At 58.2% G+C, this 24052-nt stretch carries 22 protein-coding genes; 6 read left to right on the forward strand and 16 right to left on the reverse strand.

Going from position 1 to position 24052, the window contains the following annotated elements; genetic code table 11:
- The first annotated feature begins 15 nt into the window (after nucleotides 1-15).
- Entirely contained in the window at nucleotides 16-1902 is a 1887-nt protein-coding gene (locus tag HF945_RS07975) for a sodium:proton antiporter (RefSeq protein ID WP_290525203.1), read from the forward strand.
- 25 nt (nucleotides 1903-1927) lie between these two features.
- Here HF945_RS07975 and HF945_RS07980 read toward each other — a convergent pair whose 3' ends face one another.
- The 6 genes from HF945_RS07980 to HF945_RS08005 all read right to left on the reverse strand — a co-directional run bounded on the left by HF945_RS07980 (nucleotide 1928) and on the right by HF945_RS08005 (nucleotide 9040).
- Nucleotides 1928-2350 carry a MerR family DNA-binding protein gene (locus HF945_RS07980; protein WP_290525204.1) on the reverse strand — a complete coding sequence of 141 codons (423 nt, stop codon included), beginning with the start codon at nucleotides 2348-2350 and terminating at the stop codon, nucleotides 1928-1930.
- Nucleotides 2351-2353: 3 nt separating this feature from the next.
- Nucleotides 2354-3331 (reverse strand): hypothetical protein, encoded by a 978-nt coding sequence (locus HF945_RS07985; protein WP_290525205.1) that lies wholly within the window; start codon nucleotides 3329-3331, stop codon nucleotides 2354-2356.
- Between the two features lie 97 nt (nucleotides 3332-3428).
- Nucleotides 3429-4988, reverse strand: coding sequence for an FGGY-family carbohydrate kinase (locus HF945_RS07990; protein ID WP_290525206.1), 1560 nt, complete (start codon nucleotides 4986-4988; stop codon nucleotides 3429-3431).
- Entirely contained in the window at nucleotides 4988-6490 is a 1503-nt protein-coding gene (locus HF945_RS07995) for a glycerol-3-phosphate dehydrogenase/oxidase (RefSeq protein WP_290525207.1), read from the reverse strand. The genes HF945_RS07990 and HF945_RS07995 overlap by 1 nt, the downstream gene beginning before the upstream one ends.
- 16 nt (nucleotides 6491-6506) lie before the next feature.
- Complete coding sequence (locus HF945_RS08000; protein ID WP_290525208.1) at nucleotides 6507-8105, reverse strand: FAD-binding oxidoreductase; 1599 nt, start codon at nucleotides 8103-8105, stop codon at nucleotides 6507-6509.
- A 92-nt stretch (nucleotides 8106-8197) separates the two neighbouring features.
- Nucleotides 8198-9040, reverse strand: a complete 843-nt coding sequence (locus HF945_RS08005; RefSeq protein ID WP_366492832.1) for a lysophospholipid acyltransferase family protein — start codon at nucleotides 9038-9040, stop codon at nucleotides 8198-8200.
- Between the two features lie 132 nt (nucleotides 9041-9172).
- Between HF945_RS08005 and HF945_RS08010 the strand changes: the two genes are divergently transcribed.
- Together HF945_RS08010 and HF945_RS08015 are read left to right on the forward strand one after the other, a co-directional pair.
- Entirely contained in the window at nucleotides 9173-9838 is a 666-nt protein-coding gene (locus tag HF945_RS08010; protein WP_290525210.1) for an OmpA family protein, read from the forward strand.
- A gap of 276 nt (nucleotides 9839-10114) precedes the next feature.
- Entirely contained in the window at nucleotides 10115-11185 is a 1071-nt protein-coding gene (locus HF945_RS08015; RefSeq protein ID WP_290525211.1) for a methylated-DNA--[protein]-cysteine S-methyltransferase, read from the forward strand.
- 41 nt (nucleotides 11186-11226) lie between these two features.
- On the opposite strand, the gene HF945_RS08020 is transcribed toward HF945_RS08015, so the two are convergent.
- Nucleotides 11227-12462, reverse strand: a complete 1236-nt coding sequence (locus HF945_RS08020; protein ID WP_290525212.1) for an MFS transporter — start codon at nucleotides 12460-12462, stop codon at nucleotides 11227-11229.
- A gap of 17 nt (nucleotides 12463-12479) precedes the next feature.
- Here HF945_RS08020 and HF945_RS08025 point away from each other — a divergent pair, with 17 nt between their 5' ends.
- Entirely contained in the window at nucleotides 12480-13286 is an 807-nt protein-coding gene (locus tag HF945_RS08025; RefSeq protein ID WP_290525213.1) for a patatin-like phospholipase family protein, read from the forward strand.
- A gap of 53 nt (nucleotides 13287-13339) precedes the next feature.
- Here HF945_RS08025 and HF945_RS08030 read toward each other — a convergent pair whose 3' ends face one another.
- From HF945_RS08030 to HF945_RS08045, 4 genes are all read right to left on the reverse strand, one after another.
- Nucleotides 13340-14062, reverse strand: a complete 723-nt coding sequence (locus HF945_RS08030; protein ID WP_290525214.1) for a ferritin-like domain-containing protein — start codon at nucleotides 14060-14062, stop codon at nucleotides 13340-13342.
- 231 nt (nucleotides 14063-14293) lie between these two features.
- Entirely contained in the window at nucleotides 14294-14716 is a 423-nt protein-coding gene (locus HF945_RS08035) for a hypothetical protein (RefSeq protein WP_290525215.1), read from the reverse strand.
- A gap of 201 nt (nucleotides 14717-14917) precedes the next feature.
- Complete coding sequence (locus HF945_RS08040; RefSeq protein WP_290525216.1) at nucleotides 14918-15367, reverse strand: PaaI family thioesterase; 450 nt, start codon at nucleotides 15365-15367, stop codon at nucleotides 14918-14920.
- Nucleotides 15364-15834: a PaaI family thioesterase gene (locus HF945_RS08045; protein ID WP_290525217.1), complete on the reverse strand. Its 471-nt coding sequence runs from the start codon at nucleotides 15832-15834 to the stop codon at nucleotides 15364-15366. Before HF945_RS08045 ends, HF945_RS08040 begins: the two co-directional genes overlap by 4 nt.
- Nucleotides 15835-16007: 173 nt before the next feature.
- Between HF945_RS08045 and HF945_RS08050 the strand changes: the two genes are divergently transcribed.
- Nucleotides 16008-17132: an alpha/beta fold hydrolase gene (locus HF945_RS08050; protein ID WP_290525218.1), complete on the forward strand. Its 1125-nt coding sequence runs from the start codon at nucleotides 16008-16010 to the stop codon at nucleotides 17130-17132.
- 1094 nt (nucleotides 17133-18226) lie between these two features.
- On the opposite strand, the gene HF945_RS08055 is transcribed toward HF945_RS08050, so the two are convergent.
- From HF945_RS08055 to HF945_RS08075, 5 genes are all read right to left on the reverse strand, one after another.
- Nucleotides 18227-18970 (reverse strand): hypothetical protein, encoded by a 744-nt coding sequence (locus HF945_RS08055; protein WP_290525219.1) that lies wholly within the window; start codon nucleotides 18968-18970, stop codon nucleotides 18227-18229.
- A gap of 96 nt (nucleotides 18971-19066) precedes the next feature.
- Nucleotides 19067-19861, reverse strand: coding sequence for a hypothetical protein (locus HF945_RS08060; protein WP_290525220.1), 795 nt, complete (start codon nucleotides 19859-19861; stop codon nucleotides 19067-19069).
- Nucleotides 19862-20015: 154 nt separating this feature from the next.
- Nucleotides 20016-20603 (reverse strand): DUF805 domain-containing protein, encoded by a 588-nt coding sequence (locus HF945_RS08065; RefSeq protein WP_290525221.1) that lies wholly within the window; start codon nucleotides 20601-20603, stop codon nucleotides 20016-20018.
- Nucleotides 20593-20877, reverse strand: coding sequence for a YkvA family protein (locus HF945_RS08070; RefSeq protein WP_290525222.1), 285 nt, complete (start codon nucleotides 20875-20877; stop codon nucleotides 20593-20595). Before HF945_RS08070 ends, HF945_RS08065 begins: the two co-directional genes overlap by 11 nt.
- Nucleotides 20878-20983: 106 nt before the next feature.
- Nucleotides 20984-21763, reverse strand: a complete 780-nt coding sequence (locus HF945_RS08075) for a ParA family protein (protein WP_290525223.1) — start codon at nucleotides 21761-21763, stop codon at nucleotides 20984-20986.
- A gap of 399 nt (nucleotides 21764-22162) precedes the next feature.
- Here HF945_RS08075 and HF945_RS08080 point away from each other — a divergent pair, with 399 nt between their 5' ends.
- Entirely contained in the window at nucleotides 22163-23506 is a 1344-nt protein-coding gene (locus HF945_RS08080; RefSeq protein ID WP_290525224.1) for a cytochrome P450, read from the forward strand.
- The last annotated feature ends 546 nt before the right edge of the window (nucleotides 23507-24052 follow it).

A 24052-nucleotide genomic window follows, 5' to 3' on the forward strand; every position in this document is an offset into this window, starting at 1 on the left:
TTACCGGGGGGATGTATGGATCTAGATATCGCGTTTCAGTTGGCCATCATCACGGTTGTCGCCTTTGCCTGCCAGTGGCTGGCGTGGCGTATCAAACTGCCAGCCATTCTTCCCTTGCTGCTCACCGGGCTGGCGCTGGGCCCTCTCACCGGCATCGTTGATCCCCAGGGCCTGTTTGGCGACCTGCTGCTACCCGGGGTCTCGCTGGCGGTTTCCATCATTCTTTTTGAAGGGGCAATGACGCTCCGCTTCGACGAAATCCGGGGTCTTGAAAAGACGGTCCGGCGACTGGTGACCTGGGGTGCCCTGATTACCTGGTCCGTGGTAACCCTGTCCGCCTGGTGGCTGCTGGAACTGCCACTGGGCCTGGCATTGCTGTTTGGCGCCCTGGTGGTGGTCACCGGCCCCACCGTTATCGTTCCGCTGTTGCGAAGTGTCCGCCCGGTTAGCAGCGTATCTCGCCTGCTGCGCTGGGAAGGCATCGTGATTGATCCCATCGGTGCCATCCTCGCCGTACTGGCCTACGAGCTGGTGGTGGCCACCGGTCAGGACGGAGCGGTTCTTCATTCCCTGTGGTTATTCGTCCAGGCCCTCCTGGTGGGTGGCGTGATTGGTACCGTGGTGGCGCTGGGCCTTGCGGAACTGCTGCGGCGCCATTTGATTCCGGAATATCTCCGTAGCTTCCTGGTACTTTCTCTGGTGATAGGCGAATTTGTGCTCGCCAACGGCCTGAGTGAAGAATCCGGTCTGGTCGCGGTCACCGCCACGGGCATTGTGCTGGCCAACCGCAAGGGGGTGCGCACCGATGACATTCTCCACTTCAAGGAGAATCTGTCGGTCATGTTGATCTCGGTGCTCTTTATTGTGCTGGCCGCCCGGCTGGAAATGGAAGAGCTGAGCCAGCTGAGTGCCACCGCACTGGCGGTACTGGTGATTATCCAGCTGGTAGCGCGACCGCTGTCGGTGCTGGTTTCCACCATGGGGTCCACCCTCAACTGGCGGGAAAAATCCCTGCTGGCCTGGATTGCCCCGCGGGGGATTGTGGCTGCAGCGATCTCTGCCCTGTTTGCAGAACGGCTCCAGCAAAATGGGGTAGAAGGGGCAGAGATGCTGGTCCCCCTCACCTTCATGGTGATCATCGGCACGGTAGCACTGCAGAGCCTTACCGCCCGCCCACTGGCCCGATTGCTTAAAGTCGCCGAACCGGCCCCGCGTGGCTTCCTGATTATTGGCGCCAACCCGGTTGCCCGCGCCATCGGGGCGGCGCTGCAAAAGAACCAGTTTCCGGTCACGGTGACAGATTCCAGCTGGGAATCCATTCGCGCAGCTCGCATGGAAGGCCTGGGAACCTTCTACGGTAACCCGGTTTCGCAACATGCTGACCAATACCTGGACCTTATCGGTTTGGGCAAGCTACTGGGCCTGAGCCCACGTCGTGAGCTGAACACCATGTCCACCATGCGTTACCGGATTGAATTTGGTGAACAGAACATATTCAGCCTGCCCACGCAGAAAAGCGAAAAGGAAGTCAAACACGAGGTTGCCCCGGAACACCGCGGGGCCACACTGTTTGGACCAGACATGAGTTATGCGCGACTGGCCAGCTTGCTCAGCCAGGGTGCAGAGATTCGCAAGACCCGTCTCACCGAGGAATTCGACTTCGAGGCCTATCGCAATACAGCCGGGCGCCAGGTGTGGCCTCTATTCGCCATTGATCCCCGCGACCGGGTGCAGGTGTTTACGGCTGAAACGCAACCGGAGCCCAAGGCCGGCTGGCATGTGCTGGGGCTGGTGAAGGAAGATGTGGCCAAGGAAGAAGCCAAGGCGGAAGCACGGGCAGAAGCGGCGGCTGAAAAAGTGGCTGCCGATAAAGACAAGGAAAAGACCAAGAACCCGAAATAAAGGGTCCCTGCGACGAAGCCGGCGTTCAACGTCCGGCTTCGTCCTCCCCCACCACCGCATCTATCAGACCGCATACACGCCCGTCATCCAGATGGCAGTCCGGCTTGCCTTGCCAGTCGTTCATGGCAGAGCGCATACGCTGGCTCAAGGCCTGCAATTCTTCGATACGTGCTTCCACCTCTGCCAGACGTACTTCGATCAGATTCCGGACCTGCCCGCAGGGAGTCTCACCCTGTTCTGAGGCTGCTGCCAGCGCCAGAATATCCGCCAGGGTAAAGCCCAGTGACCGTGCCTTGAGGGCAAAGCGGAGCAGACGCAGATCAGCAAGATCATAATGCCGATAGCCATTTCCCGGATCCCTCCGGGGTTTGAGCAAGCCGATATCCGTGTAGTGACGTACGGTTTCGCCGGTGGTGTCAGCCTGCCGTGCCATATCGGAAACGCGCATGGTTTACTCCTTTCTGGAGGCCGCGGTCCATGCCTGTAGCGCGGCAGGCTGCGGATGTGGATACTGCCGGTAATATTCGGAAATTGCCCGTGCCAGGTTGTCCCGGCCTATCTGCTGTGACAGCCGTTGCATAAAAGCAGTTCCCTGATCATCGAGCTCCTGCTGCTCAGGATCAAGAGTAGCCAGGGTGCACTGTAACGTCGTGTCTGCCAGCGGTGTGTTGTCCGGATGTTCCATCCAGCCGCGCTGCATCTCATCCAGAACCCACTGACAATGCCCGTACTGGTGGGCCTGTAGCCCCAGGGTACGCCACAGCCAGGGGTCATCGCCCAGCGCCCGATGCAGTTCAACGATGCTATCGGCAACCTGCTCCTGATCCCCTGCCATAAAGCCTCGCTGCACGTGCGAAAACGCAGGACTATCGGTCGGTATCTGGGCGGTCAGAGCCGTGTTTTCACAGGGCCGGCCCATGCATTGCGCCAGCCACAATGCCAGCGCTGCCGGTCTACCCCGGGCAAGCGGCGCCAGAGCCGTGTTATCCGGTTGTTGAGACAGCATGGCAAGGAAGGCCTTGCCCTCCCCTGACAGCAACCATGCCTTTTCTGCTTCCAGTGCCGCCAGATCGAGGCCGCTGGCGTAATCGTGAAACTGGTCAATTCGGTAGCTGGATCCAGGCGTGCCGCTCACCCGAATAAAGGTCACAGTCGGCAAGGCATCTTCATGATCATCACTGATCAAATGCAGGCGAATCCGTGCCGCAAAGCGTTGCCCGTTTTCATTGAATCCGGTCACTGCAAAGGAACGGAACGGGCTGTCTGCCAGCCATTGCTCCTGTAATGCATCAGGGATCTCAATGATACGCTGGCGGTCCAGCAAGGGGCGTAAAGACCCGCTCGACAAATCAGCGCGCAGAGCCGTCAGTGTGGCCGAATCTTCAGCCTGAACTGACAGCGCAGGCAGCAAGGCCAAGAGGCTGGTCATCAAGGTGACTCGCAGACGCATCAACCATTCTCACAACAAAACGGTGAGCCTACCACAGGCGTGCCGGCCACAGGTCACGATCGTCAAAGAGTGCCCGTCAACGAGCGGGATAGCCGGTAATTTCACGGATGGAGCGGTATAGCGGCGCCAATCGGGGGTACAACCGCTGGTAAACCTGACGGTATAGCCGGTCATACGTGGTGTTGTATTCCTGTCGCGGCATGAAACGCGCCCCGGGCCGGGTCATGGCAGACACCGCCATTTCATGGTCGGCATGGACGCCCATGGTCACGGCGATATTGATGGCCGCGCCCAGCCCGGACGTTTCCGTGGTATGCGGGCGCTCCGCCGGCAGGCCAAAGATATCCGCGGTAATCTGCATGATGGCATCACTCTGAGAGCCACCCCCTGAAACTTTCAGATGTGTGATCGGCACACCATTGCGCTTTTCAAGCCGCTCCTTGCCTTCACGCAAGGCGTAGGCGATGCCTTCGATGATGGCGCGGTAAAGGTGTGCACGGGTATGAACATCCCCAAAGCCGACGATCGCCCCCTTGGCTTCCGGTCCCGGAATACGAACACCGGGATTCCAGAACGGTTGCAAGGTAAGCCCCATCGCCCCCGGCGGAGTCTGCTCCAAAAATGCCTCAAACAGTGATTCGGCAGGCACCCCCAGTTGTTCAGCCCGATCCATTTCCTCACGGGCAAACTCCCGCTTGAACCAGTTCACCATCCAGTAGCCCCGCTGAACGATGATCTCGGAGTTGTACCGGTTTGGTATCGCAGCTCCGTAGGCAGGAACAAAGGGAATCGGCTCCACATAGCGAGCATTGCAGGTGTTGAAGGTGGCCGTGGTGCCGTAACTCAGGTTACCCACCTCCGGGGAAAAGGCACCGGCGCCCAGCACTTCGCAGGCCTTGTCTGCCCCACTGGCGATCACAGGCAGGCCTTCAGGGATCCCGGTATGCCGACTGGCAGCTGCACTCACCTTGCCCAGGGTTTCACCCGGCGCCACCAGCTCAGGCAGCTGCTTGCGATTAACCCGCAGCGCTTTCCACTTGAGATCGTGACCGGCTGCCCATTGGTGGCGTTTATAATCGTAAGGGATATAGCCCACCTGGGAAGCGGTACAGTCACGCAGTTCCCCGGTAAGACGGTAATTGAGATAACCGGACAGCAGCAGAAAGTGCGCGGTGCGCGACCACAGCTCCGGCTCATCATCAGCCAGCCAGTTGCATTCTGCCTTGGCTTTGAACTGTCTCAGGGTTTCCCCCTGCCCCAGCAGCTTGACCGGTGCAGCGAGCCAGAATGGCAGCGCGGGCGGCGTGGCAGTACGTCGCTGGTCCAGCCAGATAATAGCCGGTCGCAACGGTTTCATGCGTGTATCCAGACACACCACCGAGGCACGTTGAGTCGTGAGCGACATGCCGATAACACGGGACTTCAGCTCGGGATGATCCAGCCAGAGAGACTGGCAAGCCTGCCCCAGCTCTTCCCAGAAATAATCTGCATCCTGTTCCGCCCAGCCGGGTTGAGGGGCCACATAGGGCTCGATATGCCGCTGGGATTTGGCGACCAGCTCACCGGCCTCATCAAACAGCATGGCTCGGGCGCTCTGGGTACCCTGATCCAGAGCCAGTAACAAAGGGCCTGACATCAGCTGGCCCTGCGTGTGGCAGTAAGCTCCGCCGGCACACCGTAATACTGCTGGTGAATCTGCAGATAACGTGTCATTTCTTCCTGCCAGCGAGAATCATCCCAATCGAGGGCCTGCTGGATCTGCTCACGTCGGCGCGTGAGCACCGCTTCGCCGGCATTGGGTCGTGTAAGCCCCAGTCGGGTGCGGCGCAGCATCAGATCATCCAGATGGACCACTGCTTCCTCCTCCAGCAGCCATTGGATGAAGGCCTCGTCATCCTGTTCGGCATGGAGAAAATCCTCCACCGGGGCTGGCGCCGCAGCCAGTGACTGGTACATGGGCTCGCGGGTTTTCTGGCCGCGACGATGCGCCGCCTCATCAATCAGTCCGGTCGCCAGCAGCGCATCCAGTGCAATCAGACGGAAGGTGGTGAGCTTGCCACCACTCACGGTGACGACGCCATTATCTCCCCAGACGGCGTGGTCACGACGTTCTTTGGATGGATCCACGCCCTTGCCGGAGGCGATCACAGGCCGCACACCTGCGATGGTGGCAAAAATATCCTCTCGGGTAATGTCCCGCCCGGGGAATTGACTGTTGATGAGCGTTAACAGGTAATCCACTTCCTTGCTTGAGGCACTGGCTTCGATATCCATGTCCTGGGGATGGTCCAGATCCGTTGTACCCACGCAGGTGACGCCCTCCCAGGGAAAAACGAAGACCGGACGACCGTCATCCGGGTGCATGACTGTCAGGCAGTCCGTGGCGGGCAAGCGCTGGGGATCCACGAAAAGGTGACTGCCTCGCAAGGGGCGCACCCGGGACTCGCTGCCAGAGAAACGGTCTGCCCAGGCACCGGTGGCATTGATAACCTGGCTCGCCTTGATGGTGCCCTGCTGGTCGTTGACCTGATCATGAAGAGTAACCGCGAACCCGCTTCCCTGATTGTCCACACCGGTGACCTTGAGATAGTTGCAAGCCACACCGCCATGGCGGCCCGCTTCCAGCAAAGTGCGCATGACCAGGCGGCAATCGTCTGTCAGGGCATCGGTGTAACTCATGGCACCGGTTAGCCCTTCGGTGTTCAACGCGGGGGCCCGCTCCTTGACCTGCTGCAATGAGAGATAGCGATGATCACGAATACCGGCAAGAAAGTCATAAAGCCACAGCACCGCTTTCATGGGCCAGCGCCCGGGAAACACCCCTTTCCTGAGTGGGAACAAGTAGGTTGCGCGCTCTACCAGGCCAGGCAATTCTTTTAACAGACGCTCACGCTCCAGCAGGGAGTGGCGTGTCAGTTTCACATCACCCTGGGCAATGTAACGCAAACCACCATGGACCATCTTGGAAGAGCGACTGGAGGTACCCCAGGCGTAATCGCGCTGCTCCACGAGCAAAACGTTGAGCCCGCGGCGGGCAGCCTCAAGCAGCACCCCTGCACCGGTAATGCCGCCACCAATGACCAGCAAATCCCACTGCTGATCCCCCAGTTCCTTGATCTCTTGCCGTTTGCCTAGCATCACTCTTTCCCTGTTCTCAGTCCTGGTCCCGGATCAGACAGCCCGGATTGAGCTGCTGATGTGGGTCCATGGCATGGATCAGCTCGCTGAGGATCTGCATTCCCTGTTCACCTTTCTCATGGTGAAGCCAGGGGGCATGATCACGGCCAACGCCATGCTGGTGGCTGACAGTCCCGCCATGGGCAACAATCGCTTCACTGGCGGCGTTTTTCATGGCTTGCCAGCGTTGCAAGGTCTTGTCGTAGCTGTCCGAGCAACGGAACACATACGTGGTATAGATACTGGAACCTTGCGGATAAAGGTGTGACAAATGGGTAAATACATGCACCTGCTCACCATCACCCGCATGATCCCTGACAGCCTGCTCCATGGCGGTCATGGCACCGGTTACCCGGTTCCAGTTCACTGCAGTCTCAAACGTATCCACCACATAACCATGTTCCCACAGGCCATGACGAAGGTACGGTGACCGGAAGCGGGACTCTTCCCACTTTTTTCCCAGTAGTTCGCCCACCATCACACCACCCGCGTCCTTGATGCGACGTTTGCAGGTGGCAAGTACATGGCGGGTTTGCGCCTTCTCGCCGGTAACACCAAAGGTGATCATGCACTTCTGGTCACCACAGCCTCGCAGTGAAAGATAGCGATGCAACAGGGATACCAGTTTTTCATGACCGGCCAACATCAGGTGGGTGCGCGTCTCTTCCGCATTGGACACACGCAACATGGATAACGGCAGGCGGGACTGTGTCAGCCCCCTCACCAGTTCCACCGCAACATCCCAATTCGGGGCAAACGCTACCTGAAAGGTTTCGGTTTCCGGTAATGGCGTGACTCTGACCTTAACTTCGGTAATGACACCCAGTCGCCCTTCGGAGCCAAGCACAATTTCCCTGATATCCGGCCCGGCTGAAGACGCCGGAATGGCCGGGATGTCCAGGCTGCCTCGGGGCGTCTCGATACGGCCGCCGGCGAACATTTGCTCGATACGACCATAGCGCATGGATTGCTGCCCACTGGAACGACTGGCCACCCAGCCTCCCACCGTGGACAGCTCCCAGGATTGCGGGAAATGCCCAAGGGTATAGCCCTGGGCCTTGAGCTGTTGCTCAACCAGAGGCCCCGGTGTTCCTGCCCCGAAGGTAGCGATCTGGCTCTCTCGATCCAGTTCGAGCAGGCGATTCATCCGCGCAAGGGAAAGGGTCAGGATGGGTTTATCGCTGGGCTGCGGATTAATGTGTCCAGCCACGGAGGTGCCGCCACCATAGGGAATCACGGTCACACCGTTGCTGGCCGCCCAGTCCAGCAATTCTCTCACCTGATCAGAGGTTTCCGGTTCAGCCACCCCATCGGGGAAATGGCCAAAATCGCCTGAACGCATGGCGAGCCAGTCAGGCAGGCTTTGTCCACGGGCATGGCGTACGCGGATTTCTGCAGAGGTATCCAGCAGGGGGTGGTGATCAAGCCGGCTTGGCGGCACCTGGGCAAGTACCGTGGCCAGCTCGGCATCCTGCAGCGGGGTGGCACTGCCCAGACGGGACTGCAGAAACTGTAATCCGGACGATTTGAGGGGGTACTCGTTGGCGCTATCGCCCCAGCCATTCCAGCGTCGCATGGAAATTCTCCTGATTTTTTCGCATGTTAGCGCTGAATCAGGGGACTTTCACTGGCGTTGCGGGACAGCGAATGGACTTATTCGGACACGGCTCAGCGGCCGTCCCTGTCCTTCAGCAACCACTTGCGCCACCCCTTTTTCCGCGCAGCGGCCCGGTCCTTCTCCAGCCCTGCCAACATGCTCTCAATAGAGGATGCCACCTCCTCGCGTAACGCCCAGCATGCCTCCTTGTCATCAGCACGGCCAGCCCACCGTTGCGTGGTAATGGGCTTGCCAATCTCGAACCAGAGAGGCTCGGGCCTGGGTAGCAACGTAGGTCCCACCCCACGAGATACCGGCATGAACAAGTCGCCATCGCGCAAAACGCGATTCACCTTCGCATTGTTCAGCACCCGTTTACCCAGGCGGGAATGCTTGAAACCCTCACCGTCAAAAAGAATGTCATAGGTGTAATCACAGCCTGCAGAGGCAAAGGGAATGATGTCATAGCCATGAGAAATGGCCATGCGGGCGAACCCGGTACGCTTTTTCCACACCAGCTTGTGTGCCTCATCCTTGCGCATGGCCACCTCCCGGGCGCCGCCGGGGAAAACCAGAACATGTTGGCCGCTTTCCATCAGCGCCTTGCAGTTTTCCGGCGTGCCATCCACGGCGCCAAAACGGGTCAGCAGGGGCCCCCAACCCGGCACCTGAAAATGAAAGTGATCGCCCAACGCCCTGGGATACACGCCGGTCTCACGATACAGTTCAGCCATGAAAAGCGGTGAATCAATCAGCCCGTAGAGTCCATGATTACCGACAAACAGCGCAGGACGTTGTGGATCCACGTTCCCGGCACCTCGCAACCTTGGCGCAAAATACCAGCGCGACACGCGCAGGCGTTTGTCCAGTGCCTTGAGGGGGGGCGGTGTAAACGTCGAACTTATCACTGTCACTGCGGTCCTTTATGGGTAAGGTTGGCAAATTATGGTGGCGGGACTTTACCAGCTTTTACACCGTCGCTATGGTTAAAACGTGCCTAAACCATTAAAAAAACCAAATACATTTTTATCCTCCAAGGAGCTTCAATGAAACGTTTTGCGGGTTCTCTGGTGCTTGCCAGTGCTGTGGTCATCACCGGCTGCAGCACCATCAATCCCTACACCGGGGAGAAACAAACCTCCAAAGCCACTTCCGGTGCGGCCATTGGTGCGGTTGCTGGTGCACTGATCGGTATCGCCACCTCTGACAGCGCCAAGGAACGTAAAGAACGCGCGCTCGCCGGTGCCGGCATTGGCGCTGTCACAGGCGGTGGTGTGGGTTACTACATGGACGTTCAGGAAGCCAAGCTGCGCCAGAAAATGGAAGGCGCCGGCGTGTCTGTTACCCGTGATGGTGAGAATATCATTCTCAATATGCCGGGCAACCTGACCTTTGATACGGACAGCAGCTCCGTGAAGCCCAGCTTCACCCCCGTGCTGGACGCAGTTGCCGAAGTGCTCAACGAGTATGAATCCACCATGATCCAGGTGGCGGGCCATACTGACAGCACCGGTGGCGATCGCTACAACCTGCTGCTTTCCCAGCAACGCGCCCAGTCTGTTGCCAACAAGCTTGGCGGCTTTGGCGTGCAGCAAGTGCGTATGGACGTGGTAGGTTTCGGTGAAACCCAGCCTATTGCCAGCAACGGTACCGCCAGCGGCCGTGAGCAGAACCGCCGGGTTGAACTGACACTGATGCCCTACACCAAATAATCTTTCCCGGGTTAATCCTCTCCGGGTGAATGGAACGGCAGGCTTCGGCCTGCCGTTTTTGTTTAACCAGACGCTTCACCCGCTCTCTGCTGCTTTCCCGTTCTCCCTGCCTCGACAATAGAGCGTTCTATGCTGCCCGAGGTCCAACGATGCGGACTAGGCCCGCTCCCCTCCTCACCCCCTCGCCCCCTGTTTCCTGAATGTGATCACAGGATCCCGGATGCAGTGATCACGGGATGAAGGCATGATTAGAGCGAGTAATCAGTGAGTACGGTGATGAGAACACAGCACGCCCATGCCCCCCAACAGGACAGCCTGCGATGGCAGCTACTCTGTGCCCGACAACCCCAGGCACAGTCGCCATTCTTCTACGGCGTCATCACCACCGGTATTGTCTGCAAGCCAGGCTGCCCCTCGCGTTTGCCCAAGCGGGAAAATGTGCGTTTCTTCAATTGCTGTAACGAGGCCCTGAGACAGGGTTATCGCCCGTGCAAACGCTGCCGCCCTCTCGACAAAGTCCCTCAGGCCCCGTCTTTGGTGGCACGGATCTGTGAATGGATAGCCGAGCACCCGGACAACTCGAGTCTTGAGGCCATGGCCAGTGCCATGCAGTACTCCATCGCCCATTTGCAGAAAACGTTCACCCGTATCACTGGCATAACGCCATTTGAATACGCCAAGGCATTACGGCAGCAACGCCTCTATCCCGCCCTGGCGACCAGTCGCACCGCCAGCGAAGCCATGGAAAAAACCGGATACCGGTCCAGCAGCCAGTTCTATGAAGAATTCCGACAATTCAGCAGCCTGCCCCCCGGCAGTCACCGGCAAGCCGGCCGTGGCGAGGTAATTACTTTTGCCGTGGCAGCAACCGCCCTCGGCGCCATGGTCGTGGCGGCAACCAGTAAGGGACTTTGCTGGATCTCGTTAGGCGAAGATGCAGAAGCCCAACTGGAGGACCTTCAGCGCCATTTTTCCCGTGCCGAGCTCTGCCCGCCGGATGCTGACTTCAATATCTGGGTCAGTCAGGTGATTGGTCTTGTTGATAATCCATCCCAATCCCTGGATCTGCCACTGGATATCCGCGGGACCGTGTTTCAACAGCAGGTCTGGGAAGCCCTGCGCCACATCCCGGTGGGGAGCACCCTGGATTACCAGGCGCTGGCGGAGCAGCTTGGCAAGCGGGGCGGGGCTCGGGCCGTGGCAGGCGCCTGTGCAGCCAATGTGCTCGCCCTTGCGGTGCCTTGCCACCGGATCATCCGTCGCGATGGAAGCCTCTCCGGCTATCGCTGGGGGGTGGAGCGCAAGGCCGCCCTGCTGGCAAGGGAGAAGGCTTCAATCACCCGCTAAATGCACCCGTCTATCGTTATCGCGAGGTAACACGGATCGTGTTACTCCACCGGGGTTGCGGAACTTCTCACCAGCCGCCAGGCGAGCAGGGACAGAGGCAGCAACAACACCATGACCAGCAGATAGGGCCAGCGGTGATCCAGCGTGTAGAGACCGGTGCCCACCAGGGGGCCCAGGATAAAGCCCAGCGCAGGACAGGCACTGGCCAGCCCGGCCACCCTGCCCTGTTCTTCATGCCCCACCCGCAGACTGGCCAGCGACATGATGGCAGGCATGCCGAAGCCCAGCCCCAGTCCCACCAGCAGCACAGCCGCACTCATCACCAGCTGAGATTGGGCCAACCACAGCAGCAGCGCCCCGCCCCCAATGGCAGGCACCGCCATGGCGATGAGCAGCGTGGCGGGTGCCCGCAACCACTGAACCACGATGATCTGCCCGGACAGGGAGGTAATGGCGGCAGCCATCATGGTCATGCCAAGCGTGCGCGCAGCAGCCTGGGGAGACATGTGAAAATGATCCTGGAACAGGAAGCCGAGGGTCTGCTGAATCAGCGCGAAGCTCATGAACAGCATGACCCCGGTCATCAACAGATCCCGCAGACGAGGGTCCGCATAGGCCCCCAGTCCTTTTTTGAGTGTTTGCACCAGCCCCAGGGTATGACGGGTTCTCACCTGGGGTGAAGGCGGCAGAAAAATGGCGGTACCCACCGCCATCAGTGCAGTGAGCACGGACACCGCATAAAGCGGAAACACCAGTGTCACCGCCGCCAGGATGCCGCCGGACACGGGCCCCACCACGGTGCCCAGATTATTGGCCGCCCCGATTCGCCCCATACCCTGGGTTCGCTGCGCCGGGGTGGTGATATCGGCGGTATAGGCCGCCGCTGCCGCGGGGGTGGCTGCCATGATGGCCGCCTGCAACATGCGACTGAGCACCAGCCCGGCGAGCAACAAGCCGCCAGTCATCCAACCCTTCAGCCCGGCCTGAAAGACCAGAGCAAACATGAGCGTGCCTAGTGAGTAACCTGTCAGGCCAATCACCAATACCGTTTTTCGGCCCAGTGATTCACTCATTGTGCCCCACACCGGGCTGGCAAGAGCAAAGATCAGGGCGGAGCAGCTGATAATCAGCCCCACTTCCATCTCCGCCATCCCGGTGGCCCTGCCCAGGGACGGCAACAGGGTGAAAACCAGTGTCTGGCCCAGCGCGGTGGCAGCAACGGCCATCAGCAAGATTGAGTGTTGCAGGGTGCTCGCGGTACGCTTGCTACTGTTCATTCCTAAGGATTCGCCTTGTGTCACTGCCTGCCCCGCTTTTCATGGACTGGCTCGCCAGCCGCCCATTCACCCTGGGGATGTCGTCCGGCTTTTTTGGTTTCTTTGCCCACTTTGGGGTTGTCAAAGCCCTGCATGAGAACGGCATTACGCCTGCGCGTTTTACCGGTTCCAGTGCCGGCGCCCTGGTAGGAGCCTGTGTCGCCGCCGGTTGCCCGCTGGACCGTCTTGAAGCGCGGCTATTGTCGCTGACAAAACAGGATTTCTGGGACCCTTCCCCGGGTATGGGGCTGCTCAGAGGCGCTCATTTTCGCGCCATGCTGGCATCATTACTGCCCATATCGGATCTGTCCCAGGCCCCCACCCCGGTTGCGGTGTCTGCCTGGCACGGGCGCACCCGACGCACCAGAGTGTTACGCAGTGGCGCTGCCGTGGAAGCCATCTACGCCTCCTGCGCCGTGCCCGGTCTGTTCCAGCCAGCAAGCATCGACGGCCAGCGTTACTGGGATGGCGGCATCGCCGACCGTCATGGGCTGGCAAGTAGCTGGCCCGGAGAGCGGGTACTGTATCATCACCTGCAGTCCCGCTCCCCGTGGCGATCACGCCAAAGTGCAGCGCTGGAGCCGCCGCAACGTACCAATCTGGTCACACTGACGATCGATGGACTGCCCCGCAGTGGCCCCAACCGTCTCGAACAGGGCTATCAAGCCTTGGAGCATGCCTACCTGGCCACACAACAGGCACTGGCGCAGCCTGTTACTGTGGGCCGCGTACACGTATTTGCCAATGACAAGTTGGGTGCTGGATGCCAGATGCCTGACGCCTGACGCTCTACAGACACCAGGCTTTAGGTTTTTCAGCCTTTCTGGCAGATCTTTGTTCACGATGACTCATAGAGAGGCCGAGACAGCTCTGCCCAGTCCACCTCTCCGTCATCCACCAGATTTTCGAACTGCAGCAGTCCCAGGGATTCGAAACGGGGACGCACGGATTCAGTAAGCAGACCAATCCGCTTCAGGTTAGGCATGATGCGGGTGAACAACAGGTTGCGGAACTGGCCCATGATCGTCGATGAGAGTACCTGTTCACGGGCAGCGTCCACGTCCCAGCCGAAATGCTCGAACACTTCGGTACTGATCAAACGCTCGCGCATGACCACGCATGCCTCATAGGCAAAGTGCGCCCGGTCCTCCCTTTCCTCATGAGAAAGTGATTTAACAAAGTCCTCCAAGTAATTGACACCAAAGGTTACATGACGAGCCTCGTCGCGAATCACCAGATGCACCAACTGCTTGAGAAGCGGGTCTTTCGCGGTCATCTTCAGCGTATTGAAAGCAGCCAGTGCCAGCCCCTCAATGATGATCTGCATGCCAATGAATTTCAGATCCCAGCGAGGGTCAGAAAGGATCTTGTCCAGCAGTGACTTGAGGTTGGGATTGACTGGATACAGGATCCCCACTTTTTCCTGCAGGTAACGAGTGAAAGCCTCAACATGGCGCGCCTCATCAAAGGTCTGGCTGGCGGCATACAGTTTGGCATCATAGGTAGGAGCACAACTGGCCAATTGTGATGCCACCAGCAAGGCACCCTGTTCTCCATGCATGAACTGGGAAGGGAGCCTCTTAATAACGCCTTGCGTGCTCAGCGTGGCCTGAAGCGTGCAGCTGTTGTGTCTTGTCTCGCTGGTCAGGGTGTTTCCCTTTCCGAGAGGCAAGGCACAACAGATGGGCGCTTCAGGCCTCGCCCTCCGGGTCTTCCAGGCTGATCCACACTCGTTGTTGCACTTTCTCGACAGGCAACCAGCATGCCTTCAAAAGTGCGCCTAGATTGTGAATCAGTCTGAAAGACTGAGCATGCAAGGCGTTATTAAGAGGCTCCCAGGCATCCAGGCCAGGTTGTGCCAACCGAACCGCAGTTTTTCATCGTCGCCCATTGCCTCGAACGGGGCCCAGCCGTTGAAGGGATTGAACGATTCATCCATGGGGATTTCACTGCGGGGAAAATCCTGGCTCCAGTCCAGATCCAGGTCCGCATTCCAGTTCAGCGCCTTGCCAAGCCGATACAGCTTGCGGATGCGACCATCAGCGGAGGCATAATCCCAGTTGTAATGTCCTGTCAGTGGTGTCTGAAAGATCTCCACCACATCCTCGACATGTTGTGGCGAAAGCTTCTCCTCTATGTCCTCGGCGCCGGGACCATCCCAGTTATGGTAGATGCTGATATGGGTAGGCGGGGTGGTCACTCTGGTTATTTTCATTCGGACACCTGCTCGCGTTGTTATGGGTATCTCTCCACGCTAACGCTGACACAAGGTCTGGGAAATGGGTTTGAGTGACATTCGGTCGGATTCATGGCGCGAAAGCACAATTGCACGCCGGATGCTTGACGCCGAACGCCCGACGCTAATAACAGTCCCCGGGATCTGTAGCGTCAGGCGTCAGGCGTCAGGCGTCGGGCATCAGGCGTTATCTTCTGAAAGCAGGAAATGGGCGCGGGCGATGGTGATGGGTTCCTGGCGGTTCTTTTGCCAGGCACTGATGTGCACATTGGCTATTCGCCGCCCCAGCCGGGTGACGCTGCACTCGGCGTAGGTATCGCGGAAATGGCCAGCACGCAGATAATCGATGGTGAAATCGATGGTTTTGGGCACCCTGGGCTCGCCCATCTGCAACAGAATGAAGATAATGGCAGCCTGCTCCATGAACCCGGCCACGGCCCCACCATGCAAGGCGGGCAAGGTAGGGTTACCAATCACGTTGTCATGCTTGGGAAGCACGAAAGTAAGCTCGTCCCCCTGGGCGATAACCTTGATGCCCAGAAACCGGGCGTAGGGAACTCGATCGACCAGTTCCTGATAATCTGTTTCACCACTGCGGCATTCTTCAATCAGGTTCTTCAGTGCTTTCATTGGCCCACCACCTTGCCCGCAGTATCGATCTTGAGTCGTGTATAGGTTGCCAGCCCGGTTGCGATGGGCTCGTCCTCATTACCCTCTTCCCAGCTGGTCAGGCGCACGAACGCCACGTGGTCAGTCAATCGATAGCAGCTGGCCTCGCAGATCACCGATGCCCCTTTGGCCGGACCGCGAAGATGATCCAGTCTGAAGTCGATAGTGGGGGTGATTTCGAAGGTCGGAAAAGTACGACATGTCACCGCCATTCCTCCGGCCTGGTCCATCATGGCGAAAATGGCACCACCATGCATGACCCCGTTTTCCGGGTTGCCGACAAGGTCTTCGCGCCACGGCAATACGGTGCGGACCGCATATTCTTCGGCGCTGAGCACCTCCATGCCAAGTACCTTCGAATGACGCACGGAATCCAGGAATCGGTTACAGATATCCAGGCGAGTAAACGGGGAAGCGCTTTCTGTCACGGCGGCCAATGCCTCCTTAACGGTGATAACGGTACATTCCGGCCTGAGTGCCTGCCGGGTCGGTAATTATACCGATTTGCGCCCATCATAGGCGGGGCACTGTTACTTTTTTACTCTGGCATTACGCTGGCCATGGAATACTCTGGCCTTTAACGCATCAGGGAGATGTCCCGTTGGCAACGTCATCAAAACTCCAGACAGGTCTGCGTGCCGTTGGCCACATTGTGGAACGGCGCCGACACCCGCAGCGTTTCATTCAGGTGGACAAGACCCCCTGGGATGAAATCTACCGGGACGGCATTATGGCTGTGCGCCACTATAGCCTGCCACCCGGTGACAGCATCCCGGTGAATGATGAAACCCTGCCCGTAGAACGCGATCGTCACCGTATCCCCCTGCTGCTGATACCCGCGCTGGGGATACATTGCTGGACTTACGACCTGATGCCCCACCGCTCCATGGTGCTCTACCTCATGGCCCGCGGCTATGATGTGTACCTGGTGGACTGGGGCAAGCCCTCCCAGGCGGAGCGTGGACTTGACCTGGACACCTACGTGAACCGCTGGCTCCCCAATGCAGTGACGGCAGTCACCGCCCATGCGGAAGCTGATCAGGTCAATCTGATGGGGTATTGCATGGGGGGGCTGCTGTCCTTGATGTATCTGGGCGGTCACCCGGATGCACCAGTTCGCAGCCTGATCACCATTGCCAGCCCGGTGAACTTCCACAAGAGCGGCCCCTTTGGCAAGGTAGCAGGCTTGGCGGCCATTCCGGCCATGAAGGTGCATGACTGGTTCAAGGTGCGTCTCTCGCCACTGGACGACAAACTCTTCCACATTCCGGCCAGCCTGCTCACATTCGGTTTCAAGATGACCAATCCCCCCGGCGTGGTTCAGGCGTACATGGACCTGATACGCAACCTGGCGGACCGGGAATATGTCACCGATTACATGACCATGGGGCAGTGGTTCAACGATATGGTGGACTACCCCGGGGCCGTGGTACGGGAAGTGATCGAGAAAATGATTTTTGCCAACAGTCTGGCCCAGGGGCGTATCCGGATTGGTGGCCGGGAAGTGGACTTTGCGTCCATCAAACAGGACTTGCTGGCCTTTGCCGGCACCACTGACAACATTGTCAGCCTTCGCGCCGCGCGGGACATCATGAAACTGGTGGGTAGCCAGGACAAGCGCTTCGAAGAAGTGCCAGGAGGACACGCCGGGGTCTTTTCAGGTTCCAAGGCACCGGGTCATGCCTGGCGGATCAGTGCGGACTGGCTCTCTACTCGTTCGGATTGAAGTACCACAAGTCAACCGATGATCGCTTTGCCGGAAACAGGGGCTTCTTCACCCTCTGCCTCGTAGGGCGGAAACTGGCGTAAGCCAGTCTCCGCCATCCGCACCAACAAAAAGGCGGAGATCGGCCATGCCGATTTTCCGCCCTACGTTCCGCAGCCACAACAACCCCGGACTTTACCTCCCACGCCCTGTAGGAGTGGTCCTTCGACCACGAAAGCCTTACGCGGTGGAACCACCGCTCCTACACAGCCACAGCCTGGCATGGGCGCCAAACCACCAGCTCCCGTGCTCACCGTGATCTCTGAGAGAAAAACCCTGCCTGCACCAACCCGACTCGTAGGGCGGAAATTGGCGAAAGCCAATCTCCGCCATCCGTACCAACAAAAAGGCGGAGATCGGCCACGCCGATTTCCGCCCTACGTTCCGAAGCCACAACAGCCCCGGACTTTACCTCCCACGCTCTGTAGGAGTGGTCGTTCGACCACGAAAGCCTTTCGCGGTGGAACCACCGCTCCTACACAGCCACAGCCTGGCATGGGCGCCAAACCACCAGCTCCCGTGCTCACCGTGATCTCTGAGAGAAAAACCCTGCCTGCACCAACCCGACTCGTAGGGCGGAAATTGGCGAAAGCCAATCTCCGCCATCCGTACCAACAAAAAGGCGGAGATCGGCCACGCCGATTTCCGCCCTACGTTCCGAAGCCACAACAGCCCCGGACTTTACCTCCCACGCTCTGTAGGAGTGGTCGTTCGACCACGAAAGCCTTTCGCGGTGGAACCACCGCTCCTACACAGCCACAGCCTGGCATGGGCGCCAAACCACCAGCTCCCCTGCTCACCGTGATCTCTGAGACAAAAACCCTGCCTGCACCAACCCGACTCGTAGGGCGGAAATTGGCGAAAGCCAATCTCCGCCATCCGCACCAACAAAAAGGCGGAGATCGGCCATGCCGATTTCCGCCCTACGTTCCGAAGCCACAACAACCCCGGACTTTACCTCCCACGCCCTGTAGGAGTGGTCCTTCGACCACGAAAGCCTTTCGCGGTGGAAACACCACTCCTACAGCCGGTACTGGCTGTAGCTATTTATATAACTACTGCCCTGCCACCAGTGCTTCCACCCGCTCAGCCACCTGGGTGGCATAGCGATAGAACAGATACGGAACCTTGCTGCTGTCCGCATCATTCATCTTGGGTACGCTACCGCGTACGAACGCCCAGCGTTGACCGACAAACGCCAGCACCTCGCTGGCAGGAGTGTCGCCCTGATATTTCTTTTTGAGGGCCGCAAGACTGTCATCGATCTGCTTGGCTTCCATGGCGAAATCCATGGGCTCAAGACCGGTACCAGTAGGCAGTCCGGCGGAAGGAAAGGCTGCCAGAGCCACGTACTCACTGGCAACACGCTGCATGGCAACGGAAAGGTCCACGATATCCAGGTAGTCCGACGAGGCACTCTGTCCAGTTTCCGCCAGCTCGACCACATGCAGCGTGGTGGTGTTCATTTCACTCATGGCTTCGTAATCGGCATAGCCCAGTGAGGCCAGAGGGTTATCCAGCGCTCTCGCAGAAAGGGCCTGCCAGGCCGATTCCAGATCCGCAGCGGTTTTCTCCTGTTTGGGGTCCGCGTCACTTTTCAGTGCTGCGGTCTCCTGCCCCCCTTCCGCCAACAGCACACGCAACGCTTCCCGGTCTTCCGGGTTGTCACCACGAATGGCCAGCAGGTGGAACCCCATTCTCGCCCGCCACGCGTTCGCTTCGACAACCGCCAGTTCCGTGGCGCTGATTGCAGCATGGCCGCTGGTCACCAACGCCAGAAGCCCCCCCGTGATTGTCATCCATAACGATCTTTTCACCCGATACCCCTGTTTTCTCTTTTGCTAACAAAAACCCCCGCCGGAAGCGGGGGCATCAGTACCTGTTTCGGACCAGTATTACTCCACCGGGCCGAATGTCGGCATCTCCACTTCGGTGGAGGCCAGGTTAATGGCTTGATCCATGGTGTCTACCATCTGCTTGGTATAGCGGTACACCAGGAAAGGCACCGCATTTTCATAGAATTTGACCATGGATTCACGGATGAAGGTCCACTTGAGGGAAACCTGCCCCAGGGCACGACTCATGGCCTCATCATCACCATGATTCTTGCGGGCTTTCTCCAGCATGGATTCAAACTTGGGGACCGCATCCTTGAATTCCAGACGGCCTTCATCGGTACCGGTTGCCATGCCCCCCATGGGGTCTGCGGCCAGATTCAGGTATTCAGACGACATACGCTGCAGGAAAGCAGACAATTCTCGAACATCGTCGTATTGTCCCTCCACACCACCTTCAAATGCCTCCATCCGCTCAAGCATCATGGCAGGCATCACGTTTACATCCTGGATGGTGTAGGTATCGGTGTAACCCTGCTCAGCCATGGTGTTGCCGCTGGCTGCTTCAGCAAAGACCTTCCAGTCACGAGAAAGCTCTGTGACCAGTGCACGCTCTTCGCTGCCTTCCGCATCCGATTCCAGTCGCTTCATGGCACGGCGAGCCCGGTCGATGGATTTGTCCAGATCCGAGGCGTACTTGTCACCACCGGTCATGATGGTAAGCATGTGGAAATCAGAACGGACCTGCCACAGTCCCAGTTCAAACTCTTCCAGATCGGCATTGGTAATGGCAGCCATGCCGCTCAGTGGAAAGATGGCGAGTGCCACAAGGCTCCCCAGCAAACGCTTTGCCATCAGCTTCTCCCTTTTCCGTCGTCTTTTTCTTTGTGGAACCCTGGCAGGCTCCCGAGTTTATTGTTAGTGCTTCGCCAAAAAGCATACCGGGCGAATCAATAAGCAAACACTATCACAAAAAACCTCAAAATGAGGAATACGGCACAGCGATCTGTTACCTCACCACCGGCCATGGCTCTGAAGGCACGTTGAACGGCACCGATTGCATGATTTCCTGTAGCTGTTCCGGGAATTGCCATGCCATCAGCATCAGCGTCAGTCCGAACAGCAAACCGACTACATTTACCGTCCAGAAAAGACCTCCGGCAAACAGCACCAGCGGCCCGGGGGGCGGATTCGGGGTGCCGTAACGGTTCACATAACAGCTGCCTGCCCCGAGCAACAGATACAGCATCAGTAGCAGGTTGACAGCAGGTATCAGGCTCGCAAGTGCCCACCAGCCGCTGTTATCCATGTCATGGAGGCGACGAACCATCAAACCCACCAGATAAATGGAAAGCATAATGATGACTATCCCACTACCAATCTGCCCTGCCAGGGGCGGTATCATGCGTTGTGCCAGCAACATGATCAGTGCCAGCATCAGCATGGCAATCAGGTTGGCTATAAGCTGATAACAGGCAAAGCGCAATCGTCCCAGGCGCTGGGTCAGGCTGAGCGCAGACAAGGGCTCATAGACAATGGTGCCCTTGCCCAGGTAGCCGGGCCGCAACGATTCAGCCTGATCGCGTTCATTGACCACCGTCGGCCCCCTCATTGTTACGCCGCCAGGCTTCATACTGCAGGATATCCGCCCGGCACTGCTGCCAGACCCTGGCCAACACCCCCAGATCATCCATCAGGCCCAGCGCGAGAATGGGATCCGGAATGGCATCCAGCGGCATCATGAAGTACACCAGCGCGCCGGCAACGGAAAGGAGCGTGGCACCGGGTAAATCCGGATAGCGTCCAGTGGCCCAGTCGTACAGCATGGCTGCCAGCAGCTTGAGCTGCGCGGCCCCTTCTCCCAGCCGCACGGAAAGCTTTTCACTGCGACGTCCGGCCAGCGTTGCAAGCCAGCGAGTGGCCGAAACAGAGCGGACGATGCGCCCTGCCCTTGCCAGTGCCTGCCTGCGGAAAGGATTAATGTGACAGCTCCTGGAACAGCGCCCGGTACTCCTCTGTGAGTTTGTGACGAGGCTGCAGGTTCACCAACGGGGTGGCGCGCTCATGGGATTCGCGCATGACCACACTGGAAGACAGTTTGCTTTCCAGAATAGGCAGCCCCTCTTCCTGCAGCGACGCCACCAGCTCCTGGGGTAACCGTGCACGGGGCTGATACTGGTTAACAATGATGCCTTCCACTTTCAGTTCATCATTGTGATCTTCCCGTGCTTCCTGGATGTTTTCCAGAAGCGTGTAGAGAGCCTTGCGGGAAAAGGCGTCACAATCGAACGGAATCAGCACCCGGTCAGCCGCTATCAGTGCAGACAAGGTATAAAAATTGTAGGCGGGAGGAGTATCCACAAAGATGGTGTCGAAGTCCCGTGACAGGGTCTTCAGCAAGCCACGCAGTTTGTAGATCTTGTGCTTGGACTCCAGCATGTGCTCGATTTCGCCCAGCTCACCATCGGATGGCAAAACGTACAGGTTCTCGAAAGGCGTGGCGTGCACATAGTCACGAGGCTCTTTCTCCTTGAGTCTGAAGGAGAGCGTCTGGGCAAAGAAGGTACCGATATTGGGCTTGGGTCCTTCCCCATGGCTGTAGGCATCCATTCCCAGCAAGTACTGGCTGGCGTTACACTGCGGATCCAGATCCACCACCAGGGTCCGGTTACCCTCGGCAGCACTGATAGCCGCCAGATTCACCGTGATACTCGACTTGCCTACCCCCCCTTTCTGGTTAAACACCACACGACGCATTCCTTGTTCTCCTTAAACAGCTCGGATGAGGGCCGCGGCCTGGCCGCAACAGACCGCAGGCGCAGTGCTGCACAGGCAGCAAACAGATGCTGAATCATACACAGCTCCCCAGCTGACTCACAGTGCCCACAAGGACACCCGTTATTCACAGAAGCTGTGGATAACCCACTTGATAACCTCTTGAAGAGTCGCCAAAGCGCGGGCCTGACTGTCGCCGGGCAAAACTGCTCAAAAATCGCTCCGCCACTGCCGGTTTTTCACGCGTTTCACGTTCTTGGTGATCATATCAGGCCGTTTTTGCGCCGTGAGTAAACACATATTCAAATTTCATCTCGGCACTATTGCCTGGACCGGGAATACAGCGCTAATAGTAAACACAGTGTTGACCGGAGAATAACAATGTTGCAGCCCTACAGCAGTGTGCCCGCCACCAGTCACCTCAAGGCCATTCCCGGTAATCGCGGCTGGCCCGTTGTCGGCTCCACCCTGGCGTTAATGAAAGACCCCATTGGTATCATGCGTCGTCGCTACCAGCGCTACGGCCCTATCTCCTGGACCAGTGCCTTTGGACTGCGCATGGTCTACATGATGGGCCCTGAGGCAAACCAGTTCGTGATGCTTAATCGGGGCGAGTTGTTCTCCAATCACGATGGTTGGGACTACTTCATCGGTAAATTCTTCCATCGCGGCATCATGCTACTGGACTTCGATGAGCACAAATGGCATCGCAAGATCATGCAGCAGGCATTCAACCGGGATGTGCTCAAAGGCTACCTTGAGCGCATGGGACCGCACATTCAATCCGGCATCGAAGACTGGCATACCGTACCGGACTTTCATGTGCTCAATGCGGTGAAACAGTTGACCCTGGATCTGGCCACAGATGTGTTCATGGGCTATGAGCTGGGCCCCGAGGCGGACTCCATCAACACCGCATTCATAGATACGGTGCGGGCAGGCACCGCGCTGGTTCGCGCCAATGTACCCGGCGGACGCTGGTCAAAAGGTCTCAAGGGACGCAAGGTGCTGGAAAAATTCTTCCGCAAGGAACTGCCAGCCAAGCGCGCCAGCAAGGATTCAGATCTGTTCAGTGTGCTATGCCATGCCAGCACCGAAGACGGTCAACAGTTCTCTGACGATGATGTGGTCAACCACATGATTTTCCTGATGATGGCGGCCCATGATACCTCCACCATCACCCTCTCTACCCTGTTCTACTACCTGGCCAAAAACCCGCAATGGCAGGAACGCCTGCGGGAAGAAAGCCGGGCATTGAACAAGACCTGTATCGACTACGAGGACCTGGCCAGCCTGACGGGGATCGGTATGGCCATGAAGGAAGCGCTGCGACTTTGCGCGCCTGTTCCTTCCATGCCCAGGCGGACAGTGAAAGATGTGGAATTTCAGGGCTATCTGATCCCCAAGGGCAGCTTCATTACTATCAGCCCTTACTTTACCCATTACATGGAAGAACTGTGGCCGGAACCGGAGAAATTCGACCCGGAGCGCTTCAGTGAAGAACGCCGGGAGGACAAGGTGCATCCCTATGCCTGGGTGCCCTTTGGCGGCGGAGCCCACAAATGTATCGGGCTGCATTTTGCGGAAATGCAGGTAAAGGCCATCCTGCACCAGGTGCTGTTGAAATACCGTTGGAGCGTACCCGCTGGCTACGAAATGCCGGTAGACCTGACCAGCCTGCCCGTGCCCGGCGATGGGCTTCCGGTGAAGCTGGAAAGGATTTGAGAGTTGAAAGTTGAAAAGATCAAAAGGCTAAACACCGGTAGACTTCAAGGTATGCCTTTCGAAACTCGCTTCTCGTGACTCGCCACTTTTCCATTGCCCTGACAGATCGCTTGCAGGCATACCCTGAGGGCACACAGGGTTCCTACCGCGCTAGCGATCTAACAGGCCCTTGCCTCACCCCAACGCGTAGGGCGGAAATTGGCGAGGGCCAATCTCCGCCATCCGTACCAACAAAAAGGCGGAGATCGGCTATCGCCGATTTCCGCCCTACGTTTCACAGTGATAGGCGCCTGCAGGAGTGGTCCTTGGACCACGAAAGCGCTTCGCAGTGGAGCCACCGCTCCTGCAAGTGCGTGTATCTCGTCATTTGGCGACAGCCGGTTTCTGTCTTACCGGCCAATCACAGGCTCTCTTGTGAGAAGAAATTCTGTGGGAGCTTGCTTGCAAGCGAATCTACCCCATCGCGTGCAGGCCCGCTCCCACAACAATACATTCCATCATTGGTGTGAACCGTTTTTCCCTCTGTGCTCTCCGTGACCTCTGTGG

It is taken from the genome of Alcanivorax sp. (assembly GCF_017794965.1).
GTDB lineage: Bacteria > Pseudomonadota > Gammaproteobacteria > Pseudomonadales > Alcanivoracaceae > Alcanivorax.